Source organism: Blastococcus sp. CCUG 61487, assembly GCF_005222955.1.
GTDB lineage: Bacteria > Actinomycetota > Actinomycetes > Mycobacteriales > Geodermatophilaceae > Blastococcus.
The window spans coordinates 1-12500 of sequence record NZ_LWUA01000035.1; the positions used below are offsets into that span (position 1 = coordinate 1).

The window sequence follows — 12500 nt, forward strand, 5'->3', positions numbered from 1 at the left end:
GTTAGGAGACACGCCCTAGTCCGGGAGCGCCCCGGCCGCCACCAGGACGTCGAGGGCCTCGGGCAGGCCGGCCAGGGCGGCGGCGACGTCCTCCGGGCCGGCGATCGTCCAGGCGTGGGCGTCGACGTAGCAGCGCACCGCCGCGTCGAACGTCTCGGCGCCGGCCACCTCCCGCGCCTCCAGCAGGGCCGCCCCGCCCTTGCCGTAGACCCACGCGCCGTACTGCTGCTGCGTGCGGACCTCGTCCATGGCGACGCCGACGTCACCCTGGATGCCGAGCGCCCCCTCCAGACGTTCGACCGACCGCGGGTTCACCACGGCCTCCGCCCAGGTCGCGAAGGCCTCGTCCAGCCACGGGTCGCGGAACTGGGAGTTGCCGACCATCCCGTAGAACCACATGTGCGCGACCTCGTGCACCAGCACCTCCTCGCTGGGGGTGGCCTGCAGGATCGCGCTGGGGTACTCGATGCCGCCGCCGTGGTCGCGCAGCTGCGCGACGATGAGCGTTCCGTAGGGGAACGGCCCGAGGAACTCCTCGAGGTCGGCGATCGCCTCGACGGTGGCGTCGGCGAGGTCCTCGGCGGCCGGCTCCGCCCCCGGCAGGGCGCCGACGGTGATCCTGACCCCGTCCGGTGTCGTCCGCTCCGCGGTCGAGAACCGGCCGGCGGCGACGCTGACGTCGCGGGCGACGGGCTCGGTGGAGGTCCAGGTGCGGCGCCCCTCGGCGTCCGGCGCGGTCGGCTCGGCCTGCGCACCGGTCATGAGCACCGTGAGGTCGGCGGGTGCTGAGACCCGGACGGTCGTGTTCGCCACCGGGCTCGTGGTCGTCTCCCCCGAGATCTCGACGAAGGGGTCCCGCGCCCAGCCGACGCCGGGTTCCCACGCGAGCAGCGGCGCACCGCTGGCCCACCAGGAGACGCCCTCGTCCGCCCCGAGGCGCTCGAAGCCGCCCGACCCGAGGGTCAGCGTGAAGTCCAGTTCGACGTCGGTGCTCCGCCCCGCCGGCAGCGGCTCGTCCAGCGCGACGACGTAGGCGCCGCCCGGTGCGACCGCGCCGAGGGACTCGTACGCGGCGTCCGCGACGTCCTCGCCGCGGACCGCGTCCACGACGAGCCGGGAGCCGGTCGGGGCGATGTCGGGTCCGTTCGGGACCAGCCGGAAGACCAGCTCGTCGACGGGGCGGTCGGGGGTGAAGACGACGGTCTGCGTGCCGGTCACCGTCTGGAGGTCGTCGCCCAGCGTGAAGTCCAGCGCGACGCGGGGTCGGTCGGGGTCGGGCTCCGCCCGGCCCGGGCAGGCGTCGTCGTCACCGCCGGTCGACGACGACGCGGCTTCCGGCGACGGCGTCGTGACCGTCTCGGCGAAGGAGGTGCACCCGCTGAGCAGCAGCACCCCGGCCACCGCCGCGGCGCGACGTCTTCCGCCGGTCACGCAAGGCGGACGACCGCGCGGGCGAGGGAGAGGACCTTCTCGCCGCCACTGGTGACCGTGAGGTCGACCCGCGCTCGCCCCTCCTCGAGCAGCGCGGCCACGGTGCCCCGCACGGTGACCTCCGCGCCCTCGTCGTCGTCCGGGACGACGACCGGGCGGCCGAACCGGACCTGGTACTCCACGAGCGCGGCTGGGTCGCCGGTCCAGTCGGTGACCGCGCGGCCGGCCAGCGCCATCGTGACCATCCCGTGGGCGATGACGCCCGGCAGGCCGACGGCGCCGGCCACCCGGTCGCTCCAGTGGATGGGGTTGAAGTCCCCGGAGGCGCCGGCGTACCGGACCAGATCGGCCCGCGTGACGCGGTACACCTGCTCGGGCAGCTCCGTGCCGACGGCGACGTCGGCCAGCCGGACGGTCACGAGTCGCCCCTCGCCACGAGCATCGACGTCGCGGTGCAGACGGCCTCGCCGTCCTCGGTCGCGAGCTCGACGCGGGCGGTGAGCAGGTCGTTGCCGGCGACGGTGCGGGCGGCGTCGATCGTCGTCGTCGCCACCAACCGGTCCCCCGCCCGGATCGGGCGGTGGTGCACGAACCGCTGCTCGCCGTGGACGACGCGGTCGTAGTCGATGCCGACGTCGGGGTCGGCGAGCACGACCATGGCCGCCTCCAGGCTCACCGCGATCGCGAAGGTGGGCGGCGCGATGACGTCGGGGTGGCCCGCGGCCCGTGCGGCGTCGGCGTCGCGGTGCAGCGGCGAGGTCTCACCGATCGCCGCGGCGAACTCGGCCACCTTCGTGCGAGCGACCTCGTAGACGGCAGAGGGCGGGTAGCTGCGCCCGACCAGTGCCCGGTCCAGCGCCATGCTCCCGCCCTCTCGCGTCGCTGATCAGGTCAGCGGGTCTCGCGGTGCAGCGTGTGCTTGCGCTCGCGGGGGCAGTACTTCATCAGCTCGAGCCGGTCGGGGTCGTTCCGCCGGTTCTTGCGGGTGATGTAGTTGCGGTTCTTGCACTCCTGGCAGGCCAGGGTGATCTTCGGGCGGATGTCGGTGGCTGCCATGGAGTGCTCCTAGCCTTGTCGGACAGGACCCGCGCCGGGTCCTGGTGCCGCGTCGGCCGGGGGCCTACGCGTCGACGGACCCCGTCGTACGGGGTCCGTCTGGAGTAGCGGTGACCGGACTTGAACCGGTGACACAGCGATTATGAGCCGCTTGCTCTACCTGGCTGAGCTACACCGCCGGGCGACCCCCGCGGCCCGGTCTCGCGACTGGACCGGTGGGTCGACGTACATGTTCCCAGAGCCCCTTTACGGAATCGAACCGTAGACCTTCTCCTTACCATGGAGACGCTCTGCCGACTGAGCTAAAGGGGCGCGGTCGGACGTCAGAACTCTACCTGACCCCGATGGCATTCCTTCAGGGGCCCACCCCGCGTCAACCGCGGACGAACAGCCGCCGGTGCGCCGAACCGGGCGAGGCGGTCCGGATGCCGGTCCGGGCCAGCAGCCAGTTCTCCAGACGGTCGTCGGGCAGCGGGCGGCTGACCAGGAAGCCCTGCAGCTTGTCGCAGCCCATCTCGGTCAGCAGGTTGCGGGTGACCTCGTCCTCGACGCCCTCGGCGACCACCCGCAGCCCCAGGTTGTGGGCGAGCTCGATGATCGAGCGGGCGATGAACGACTCGCCCTGGCTGGTGGACATCCCCAGCACGAAGGACTTGTCGATCTTGACCTCGTCGATCGGCAGCTGGCGCAGCTGGGACAGCGAGGAGTACCCGGTCCCGAAGTCGTCCATGGACAGCCGCAGCCCGAGGTCGTGCAGGTCGGCGAGGACGGTGCTGGACCGCACGGAGTCGTCGACGACGCTGCCCTCGGTGAGCTCCAGGGTCAGCAGCTCCCCCGGGACGCCGTGCCGCTGCAGGGCCCCGCGCACGCGGGCCACCAGATCGGGCTCGGTGAGGCAGTGCGCGGACAGGTTGACCGCGACCGACAGGGCGATGTCCTGGTCCAGCCAGCGCCGGCACCGGGCGAGCGCGAGGTCGAGGACGTGGTCGGTCACCGCGCCGATGCGGCCGATCTGCTCGGCCAGGTGGATGAAGTCGTCCGGCGCGATCGAGCCGTACCGCGGGTGCGCCCACCGCACGAGCGTCTCCACCGACACGATGTCGGAGGTCTGCGCGTCGATGATCGGCTGGAAGACGACGCTGATCTGCCCGTCGGCCATCGCCTGCTCGATCTCGGTGCCCAGTTGCAGCCTGCGCAGGCTCTGCTGGTCGAGGACCGGGTGGTAGCTGGCGACGCCGCCGGAGTCCGCCGCGGCCAGCAGGGCGACGTCGGCGCGCTGCATGAGCGTGCCCGCGTCGGTGCCGTGGACAGGGGCGGACGCGATGCCGATGGTGAGCGTCACCTCGAGATCGAGACCGGCCACCCGCACCCGCGTGGCGGCCGCCTCGCGCAGCCGGCGAGCCGCCCGCTCCGTGGCGGCCAGCGACAACCCGGGCAGCAGGACGGCGAAGCGCTCGCTCTCCATCCGGGCCAGCAGCGCTTGCGGGGGTGCGTGCTCGCGCAGCAGGCCGGCGGTGACCATGAGCAGCTCGTCGCTGGCGGCGTGCCCGAGGGTGTCGGTCACCTCGGTGTAGTTGCCCAGCGCCGCGAGGATGAGCCCGGCGCGGCCGCCCTCGGGCTGGGTCGCCAGCAGCTCGTCGATCTCGACGGCCAGCCGGTGTCGGTTGGGCAGCCCGGTGAGCCGGTCGTGGTCGGCGTCGTAGCGGATCTGGGTGAGCAGCTGCTGGTGGCGGACCGCGGCGTTGACGTGGGTCAGCATGGAGTTCAGCGCCGCGCGGTCGCTGTCGGCGAAGGAGACGACGACGCTGCTGCGGTCGCAGACCTCCAGGTAGCCGGGCTCGCCGCCGGCGGTCTGCAGCGGCGCCGCGAGCAGCTCGGTGACCCCGCGCCGGGCCAGAGCCGCGGCCTGCTCCTCGTCGGCCTGCGCGAGCGAGACCAGGACCGGCCCGTCCGCGGCCGCCACGGCGCGCCGGAAGACGTCGTCCGGATCGCCGGGGCCGTCGTACCAGACCGCCCCGTCGGGAGCCGTGACCACCAGCTGCGGCGGCTCGTCCAGGTAGGGGGGCAACCACAGCGCCACCCGCTCGGCGTTGAGCAGCTCCTGCACGGCGGCCACGATCTGCCGCGTGCCCTCCTCGTCCGGGCTGACCTGCGCCACCCGCCGGGCGAAGTCGTAGACCCGCTGGACGCTGTGCCCCCGGCGGGTCACCGCACCGAAGTGGCGGTAGAGCAGGGCCAGCGCGCCCAGCAGCGGGGCCAGCAGGAGCCACGCCCACCCGGTGACGTCGATGAGCAGCAGCGCCGCCAGGCCGACCACGACCGCGACCGGCCCCACCAGGAAGACCGGGACGAAGAGGCTCGTCCACAGCGACCGGCCCGGGTAGCCTTGGGTGGCGGTGATGGCGCCGGCGAACAGCAGGGCGCCGAGCACGTCGGCGACCAGGATCGCCACCAGGTAGGAGAGCCACGTGGTCGGCGAGGTCAGCTCGCCGACGGGCAGGACCGAGAGCACGGCCACGGCGGCCCCGACCTCGATGACCGAGACCGCGATGGTGGCGATGGCCTGCGGCCGCGGGAAGCGCTGCCAGAGCAGGACGACGGCGACGACGACGGCCTGGGCGATCGCCGCCCAGGCACCGCCCACCTCGACCAGTGCCACGACGAGGGCGAGTTCGCTGGCCGAGACCGAGAAGGCCTGCCGGCGGAACTCGAAGTGCAGGTGGATGGACTCGACCACGGCGAACGCCAGGAAGGCGGCCACCAGCGCGCGCGGGGCGACCTCCAGCGGCTGGGTCGCCAGCAGGACGAGCAGCACCGGCACGGCGGCCACGACGCCGAGGGCGGCGACGGCTGCGGGCGAGCGGAAGGCCGGCCGGGGCGTCGCTCGAACGTCCTGCTCGGACACGCTCACCTGCATTCCGCGAGGGGTGGATGGGCTCGCAGAGGCTAGCAACGGAGCGGCCGCTCATACCCCGTTCGCGGTCGCGCCGCGACTCCAAAGGGTCAGCCGCTGCGCACGGGCCCCGGGAACGCCGCAGGGCAGCCGGTCCGCCGACCGGCTGCCCTGCGAGAAATTGCGTGCGTCGGGCGATCAGCCCTCCGCGTTCAGCTCCAGCGGATCCCGCGGCTCCAACGGATACCCCGGCTCCAACGGATCCCACGCTGCGCGTTGCCGCTCATGACGCCTCCTCGATGGCACAACCGACTGCGGATGCGGCAGTTCACTTACGCGCGGGGGCAGAGCGTCGTTCGGTTCGGACCGCGCACGGACAGTGCTTCCCTTCACCCCTCGGAGGCAAGCACCCATGATCACGGTCGGGTGAACGACAAGCGTGTTGTTACCGAGGGTGACGATGGTTCGACGATTCGTCACCCTTCGGAGCGAGACAGGGGGCTCGACCCTTGACCCGCGCGCGTCCCACCTCCGACCCCGCCCGCAGGGGCCGAGACGGCCGGGCCGTCGTCCCGGACGGGGGCGTCCACAGGGCGAGCGGCGCACCGGGCCGCCACCCGTCCGGATGCCCACACCGTCCACAGGCGCTGTCCACAGGTCGTGGACAACGCCGGCGGCCGCCTACGCTGCCGCCCGTGCGGACCGGACGGGACGACCTCGAGCGCGGCTCGACGCTGCCGTTCGTCCTGGTCTGCTGGCTGGTCGCGGCGCTCATGGTGTTCGGCGCGATCGCGGCCTCGGACGCGTTCCTCGAGCAGCAGGAGGTCCAGGCGGTCTGCGACGGCGCCGCCCTGGCGGCGGCGAACCAGGCCGACGAGGCGGCGATCTACGCCGCGGGCCTCGGCGCGGCGCTGCCGCTGACGAGGGCCGGCGCCCAGGCCGCTGTCGCCGACCAGCTGGGGTCGGGGGCGTCGTCGCTGGACGCCTGGTCGGCCGAGACCGACGGCACCGAGGTCACCGTGCGGTGCACCCGGCACGTCGACATCGCGTTCGGCTGGCTGTTCCTCGGCGGGCAGCAACTGGAACGGACGGCGACCGCCAGCGCTCGCGCCCCCACGCTCCCCTGAACGGGCGACGGCCCCCGACCTGGCAAGGTCGGGGGCCGTCGTACCGTGCGTGGCGGGTGAAGGATTCGAACCTTCGAAGGCTAAGCCGACGGATTTACAGTCCGCTCCCATTGGCCACTCGGGCAACCCGCCGTGCGGTGGTACCGGAGAAGAATACAAGACGGCGGATGCCGGACTCGGAGCCCCGAGCGGTGTCCGCGCGATGGAGGGAGTTCCCATGGCCGACGCGTCGTTCGACGTCGTGAGCAAGGTCGACCGGCAGGAGGTGGACAACGCCCTCAACCAGGCGGGCAAGGAGCTGTCGCAGCGCTTCGACTTCCGGGGCACCAACGCCACCATCGCGTGGGCCGGCGAGGACGGTGTGACGCTGCAGGCCGACACCGAGGAACGGGTCAGCGCCGCCCTCGAGGTGTTCAAGGAGAAGCTGATCAAGCGGAACATCTCGCTCAAGGTCCTGGACGCCGGCGAGCCGCAGGCCTCGGGCAAGAGCTACAAGATCGGCGCGACGATCAAGCAGGGCATCGAGTCCGACGTGGCCAAGAAGATCGCCAAGCTGATCCGCGACGAGGGCCCCAAGGGCGTGCAGGCGCAGATCCAGGGCGACCAGCTGCGGGTCAGCGGCAAGAAGCGCGACGACCTGCAGGCGGTGCAGCAGCTGCTGCGCGGCGCCGACCTCGACGTCGCCCTGCAGTTCGACAACTACCGCTGAGCCGCCCGCCCACGATGTCCCTGCGGCGGACAGAACCCGCTCCGGAACGTCCGCCGGAGGGCCATCGTGGCCCCCGCGGGCTTCAGCGCTGACCGAGGTCGCGGGCCATCTGCTCCAGGCGGGCGATCCGCTCGGGCATCGGCGGGTGCGTGGCGAACAGCGACGCCAGCCCCTGCCCGCGGAACGGGTTGGCGATCATCAGGTGGCTCTGGGTGACCAGCCGGTCGTCCTGCGGCAGCGGGCGCGCCGCCGTCCCCCGCGAGATCTTCTCCAGGGCGCTCGCCAGCGCCAGCGGGTCCTGGGACAGCTGCGCCCCGGTGGCGTCGGCCTGGTACTCCCGGCTGCGGCTGACCGCCATCTGCACGAGCCCGGCGGCCAGCGGCCCGAGCACCACGAGCAACAGCGAGCCGAGCGCGTTGCCGCCGCCGCGGTCGTCGCCGCGGCCGCCGAACAGCGAGGCGAACATCGCCATGTGCGCCAGGTAGGTGATCACCGTGGCCATCGCCCCGGCGACGGAGCTGATCAGGATGTCGCGGTTGTAGACGTGCGAGAGCTCGTGCGCCAGGACGCCGCGCAGCTCGCGGCGGTCCAGGATCTCGAGGATGCCCTGCGTGACGCAGACCGCGGCGTTGCGCGGGTTGCGGCCGGTGGCGAAGGCGTTGGGCTGGTCGGTGGGGCTGACGTAGAGGCGCGGCATCGGCTGGCGTGCCTCTGTCGCGAGCTCGCGCACCATCGCGTACAGCTGCGGCGCCTGCGTCTCGGTGACCGGGAAGGCCCGCATCGCGCGCAGGGCGAGCTTGTCGGAGTTGAAGTAGGCGTACCCGTTGACCGCGAGTGCGATCAGCAGGGCGATGAACAGTCCCTGGCTGCCGCCGATGAGCTGGCCGGCGAGCAGGATGAGACCACCCATCGCGCCCAGGAGGACGGCGGTCTTGAGTCCGTTGTTCCAGCGCTGCACGACCCCTCCAACGACGCCGCGGCAGCGGCCGTTCCCGGCCCCTCGTCAGGTGGAATGCACCGCTCCTCCGGGTGGTTGGCACCCGTGAATCTGGAATCACCTTCGGGTCTCTGTACCAGTCGGTGCATCGCGCACGTAACCTCGGCCGGTGGAGGTACACCACTGATGACAGGCAGCACCACGGCGAGCGACGGCGCGCCCTCGGAAGACATCCACTCCCCGGTCGCCACGTCGGCGCCCGGAGGACTGGTCAAGAGCGTCGTCGAGCTCGACCGGGTCGTCATCCGGTTGGCCGGTGACTCCGGTGACGGCATGCAGCTCACCGGCAACAGGTTCACCAGCGAGACGGCGTCGTTCGGCAACGACCTGTCGACGTTGCCGAACTTCCCCGCCGAGATCCGGGCACCAACAGGGACCCTGCCGGGTGTCTCGTCGTTCCAGCTGCACTTCGCCGACCACGACATCATGACGCCGGGCGATGCTCCCGACGTCCTCGTGGCGATGAACCCGGCCGCGCTGAAGGCCAACCTCGCCGACCTGCCCGGTGGTGGGCTGCTCATCGTCGACTCCGACGAGTTCACCCCGCGCAACCTGGCGAAGGTCGGCTACGCGACCAACCCGCTGGAGGACGGCTCGCTCGAGGGCTGGCAGACGGTGCCGGTGCCGCTGACGTCGATGACGCTCGACGCGCTCGCCGATTCCGGCCTCGGCAAGAAGGAGGCCGAGCGCAGCAAGAACATGTTCACGCTCGGCCTGCTGAGCTGGATGTACCACCGGCCCACCGAGGGCACGGTGCGCTTCCTCGAGCGGCAGTTCCGCCGCAAGCCCGAGATCGCCGCGGCGAACATCGCCGCGTTCCGGGCCGGCTACAACTACGGCGAGACGACGGAGGCCTTCGCGGTCTCCTACGAGATCAAGCCGGCGCCGATGGCCCCCGGGACCTACCGCAACATCTCCGGGAACCAGGCGCTCGCCCTGGGCATCGTGGCCGCCGGCCAGCGGTCGGGGCTGCCGATCTTCCTCGGCGCCTACCCGATCACCCCGGCGTCGGACATCCTCCACGAGCTGTCCAAGCACAAGTCCTTCGGCATCCGCACGTTCCAGGCCGAGGACGAGATCGCCGGCATCGGAGCGGCGCTGGGCGCCTCCTTCGGTGGCGCGCTCGGCGTGACGACGACATCGGGACCCGGCATCGCGCTCAAGGCCGAGACGATCGGCCTGGCGGTCATGACCGAGCTGCCGCTGCTCGTCGTCGACGTGCAGCGCGGTGGGCCCTCCACCGGTCTGCCCACGAAGACCGAGCAGAGCGACCTGCTGCAGGCCATGTTCGGCCGCAACGGCGAGGCTCCGCTGCCGGTCATCGCGCCGCGGTCGCCGGGTGACTGCTTCGACGCCGCGATCGAGGCGACCCGCATCGCCCTGACCTACCGCACCCCGGTGATGCTGCTGTCCGACGGCTACCTGGCCAACGGGGCCGAGCCGTGGGCGGTGCCCGACGTCGACTCGCTGCCGGACCTCACCGAGGCGGTCGGGTTCGCCACCGGTCCCAACGCGGCGACCGCCGACGGGACCCCGGAGTTCCACCCCTACCTCCGCGACCCCGAGACGCTCGCGCGGGCGTGGGCGGTCCCGGGCACCGCGGGGCTGCAGCACCGCATCGGTGGGCTGGAGAAGGCCGACGGCAACGGCAACATCTCCTACGACCCGGCCAACCACGACTTCATGACCCGGACCCGCCAGGCCAAGATCGACGGCATCGCCGCCTCGATCGGCCCGACGGACGTCGAGGACCCGGACGGCGACGCAGGCGATCCGGCGAGGGTCGCCGTCATCGGGTGGGGCTCCACCTACGGGCCCATCGGCGCCGCCTGCCGGCGGATCCGTGCCTCGGGTCGCAAGGTCGCGCAGATCCACCTCCGGCACATCAACCCGTTCCCCGCGGACCTCGGCGAGGTCCTGGCGCGGTACGACCGGGTCATCTGCCCGGAGATGAACCTGGGGCAGCTCGCCCTGCTGCTGCGCGCGAAGTACCTGGTCGACGTCCAGAGCCACACGCAGGTCAGCGGGATGCCGTTCCGCTCGGCCGAGCTGGCCGCGGTCATCCAGAGCGCCATCGACACCACCGGCACAGACGCGGTTCCTGCCGGGACCGCAGCGAACGGAGCCATGCAGTGACCACGCTCGACTCGCACGTGCACGACCTGGGCATGCCCGGGAACCCGATCTCCGCGGCCGTGGCCACCTCGGTCGAGATCTCCGGAGAGAAGAAGACCGACCTCAAGGCCAAGGACCTCAAGACCGACCAGGAGGTGCGCTGGTGCCCGGGGTGCGGTGACTACGTCATCCTCAACGCGGTCCAGAGCTTCCTGCCCAGCCTCGGCATCGCCCGCGAGGACATGGTCATCATCTCGGGGATCGGCTGCTCGTCCCGCTTCCCGTACTACATGAACACCTACGGCATGCACTCGATCCACGGCCGCGCCCCGGCGATCGCCACCGGCCTGGCCGCTTCCCGGCCCGACCTCTCGGTGTGGGTGGTGACCGGCGACGGCGACTCGCTGTCGATCGGCGGCAACCACCTCATCCACGCGCTGCGCCGCAACGTGAACATGACGATCCTGCTGTTCAACAACCGGATCTACGGCCTCACGAAGGGCCAGTACTCCCCCACCTCCGAGGTCGGGAAGGTCACCAAGTCCACGCCGATGGGCTCGATCGACGCCCCGTTCAACCCGATCTCGCTGGCGCTGGGCGCCGACGCCACCTTCGTGGGCCGGGCCATGGACTCCGACCGCAAGGGGCTCACCGACGTGCTGCGGCAGGCCGCCGAGCACAAGGGCACGTCGCTGGTGGAGATCTACCAGAACTGCAACATCTTCAACGACGGCGCGTTCGAGCTGCTCAAGGACCCGGCGACGGGCACCCAGTGGTCGATCCCGCTGGACCACGGCAAGCCGCTGGTCTTCGGCCCGGAGGGCGCGGCCTGCGTCGTGAGGGACGACGTCGGTGGGCTGCGGATCGCCGAGACCAACCAGGTCGAGCCGGAGGACATCGTCGTCCACGACGCGACGCTGGAGAACCCGGCGTACGCGTTCGCGCTGTCGCGGCTGTCCTCCCAGGACCTCCGCTACACGCCGATGGGCGTCTTCCGCGCGGTGCAGAAGCCGACCTACGACGGCCTGATGACCGAGCAGCTCGACACCGCCCGGGAGCAGTCGCCCGGCGACCTCGCGGGCCTGCTCGGCGGCGGCGACACCTGGGAAGTCAAGGCCTAGGCACACACCTCAGCGCGGGCCCGTCTCCTGACCGGAGGCGGGCCCGCGGTGCGTCCGGAGCAGGTCGCCGAGCACCGGCAGCGCGCGGCCGAGCTCCGCGCGAGTCGGGGCGGCGAAGCCGAGCACCAGCCCGGCCCTGCGGTCCGGGCCGCCGGCGAGGTGGTGGCGGGCGAGTCCGTCCAGCGCCAGCCCGCACCCGGTGGCGGCCTCGAGCACGGCGCGCTCCACGTCGGCGCCGGCCAGCGGCACCAGCAGGTGCGCGCCGGCGGGGTCCCCCTCCGCGCGGCACCCGGCGGCGACGACGGCGTCCCGGACGTGCTCCCGCCGGCCGGCCATCTCCCGGCGCAGCCGCCGCAGGTGACGGGCGAGGTCGCCCGAGGCGGCGAACGCAGCCAGCACCCGCTGACCGGCGCGGGCCGGGCGGCTCCCCGTCGCCGTGCGGCGGGCCAGCAGCTCGGCGCGCAGCGGCTCGGGGGCCACCAGCCAGCCCACCCCCAGCGTCGGGCTCAGGATCTTGCTCGAGGTGCCGAGGTGGACGACGACGTCGGGCCCCAGCGCACCGAGCAGCGGCAACGGGGCGACGTCGTAGCGCAGCTCGCCGTCGTAGTCGTCCTCCAGCACCCACCACCCCCCGGCGCGGGCGCGGGCGACCAGAGCCAGTCGTCGCGCGGCCGACATGCGCCGACCCAGCGGGTACTGGTGCGCCGGCGTGCAGTACACCGCCGCCAGGTCCGGGGGCAGCGCCTCCACCACGAGGCCGTCGTCGTCGACGGGGACGGGGAGCACCTCCACCCCGGCGTCCCTCAGTGCCCCGACCACCCGCTGGTAGCCCGGCTCCTCGAGGGCGACCCGGCTGCCGGCCGGGAGGACGCGCGCCACCTCGGCCACCGCCGCCGAGGTCCCGCCGGTGGCGAGGACGTCGTCCGCCCCGGCCGCCAGCCCGCGGTGGCGCAGCAGGTGCTCGGCCACGGCCCGGCGGAAGGCCGGGTCACCGGCGGGTTCGGCGCGGGCATCCGGCGCGGCGTCGCCCGCGGCGCGCCAGGCCCGCCGC

At 72.7% G+C, this 12500-nt stretch carries 11 protein-coding genes and 3 tRNA genes; 4 read left to right on the forward strand and 10 right to left on the reverse strand.

What is annotated here, in order from left to right; all coding sequences use genetic code 11:
• Positions 1-15: 15 nt before the first annotated feature.
• The 7 genes from A6V29_RS03415 to A6V29_RS03445 form a co-directional block, all read right to left on the reverse strand.
• The gene (locus A6V29_RS03415) at positions 16-1431 is read right to left on the reverse strand and encodes a M1 family aminopeptidase (RefSeq protein WP_249932978.1); all 1416 of its coding nucleotides are present in this window, start codon (positions 1429-1431) and stop codon (positions 16-18) included.
• Positions 1428-1850 carry a MaoC family dehydratase gene (locus A6V29_RS03420; protein ID WP_137158995.1) on the reverse strand — a complete coding sequence of 141 codons (423 nt, stop codon included), beginning with the start codon at positions 1848-1850 and terminating at the stop codon, positions 1428-1430. The genes A6V29_RS03415 and A6V29_RS03420 overlap by 4 nt, the downstream gene beginning before the upstream one ends.
• The gene (locus A6V29_RS03425) at positions 1847-2293 is read right to left on the reverse strand and encodes an FAS1-like dehydratase domain-containing protein (RefSeq protein WP_137158996.1); all 447 of its coding nucleotides are present in this window, start codon (positions 2291-2293) and stop codon (positions 1847-1849) included. Before A6V29_RS03425 ends, A6V29_RS03420 begins: the two co-directional genes overlap by 4 nt.
• 29 nt (positions 2294-2322) lie before the next feature.
• On the reverse strand, positions 2323-2487 hold the full coding sequence (rpmG, locus tag A6V29_RS03430) for a 50S ribosomal protein L33 (protein ID WP_092194908.1): 165 nt from the start codon (positions 2485-2487) through the stop codon (positions 2323-2325).
• A 105-nt stretch (positions 2488-2592) separates the two neighbouring features.
• Positions 2593-2666, reverse strand: a tRNA-Met gene (locus A6V29_RS03435).
• A 60-nt stretch (positions 2667-2726) separates the two neighbouring features.
• Positions 2727-2799 (reverse strand) — tRNA-Thr (locus A6V29_RS03440).
• Positions 2800-2860: 61 nt separating this feature from the next.
• Positions 2861-5392: a putative bifunctional diguanylate cyclase/phosphodiesterase gene (locus tag A6V29_RS03445; RefSeq protein ID WP_249932979.1), complete on the reverse strand. Its 2532-nt coding sequence runs from the start codon at positions 5390-5392 to the stop codon at positions 2861-2863.
• 683 nt (positions 5393-6075) lie between these two features.
• Here A6V29_RS03445 and A6V29_RS03450 point away from each other — a divergent pair.
• Complete coding sequence (locus A6V29_RS03450; protein WP_137158998.1) at positions 6076-6507, forward strand: pilus assembly protein TadG-related protein; 432 nt, start codon at positions 6076-6078, stop codon at positions 6505-6507.
• Between the two features lie 50 nt (positions 6508-6557).
• Here A6V29_RS03450 and A6V29_RS03455 read toward each other — a convergent pair.
• Positions 6558-6639 (reverse strand) — tRNA-Tyr (locus A6V29_RS03455).
• 85 nt (positions 6640-6724) lie between these two features.
• Here A6V29_RS03455 and A6V29_RS03460 point away from each other — a divergent pair.
• Positions 6725-7216, forward strand: coding sequence for a YajQ family cyclic di-GMP-binding protein (locus A6V29_RS03460; protein ID WP_170977672.1), 492 nt, complete (start codon positions 6725-6727; stop codon positions 7214-7216).
• Between the two features lie 82 nt (positions 7217-7298).
• Here A6V29_RS03460 and htpX read toward each other — a convergent pair whose 3' ends face one another.
• A complete protein-coding gene (gene htpX / locus A6V29_RS03465; RefSeq protein ID WP_137159000.1) occupies positions 7299-8174 on the reverse strand; it encodes a zinc metalloprotease HtpX in 876 nt (291 codons plus the stop codon).
• A gap of 165 nt (positions 8175-8339) precedes the next feature.
• Here htpX and A6V29_RS03470 point away from each other — a divergent pair, with 165 nt between their 5' ends.
• A complete protein-coding gene (locus A6V29_RS03470; RefSeq protein ID WP_249932980.1) occupies positions 8340-10349 on the forward strand; it encodes a 2-oxoacid:acceptor oxidoreductase subunit alpha in 2010 nt (669 codons plus the stop codon).
• Entirely contained in the window at positions 10346-11449 is a 1104-nt protein-coding gene (locus A6V29_RS03475) for a 2-oxoacid:ferredoxin oxidoreductase subunit beta (protein ID WP_249932981.1), read from the forward strand. The genes A6V29_RS03470 and A6V29_RS03475 overlap by 4 nt, the downstream gene beginning before the upstream one ends.
• Before the next feature lie 9 nt (positions 11450-11458).
• Here A6V29_RS03475 and A6V29_RS03480 read toward each other — a convergent pair.
• Positions 11459-12500, reverse strand: a 1042-nt coding sequence (locus A6V29_RS03480) for an aminotransferase-like domain-containing protein (protein ID WP_137159001.1), incomplete at its 5' end; no start/stop codon positions are given.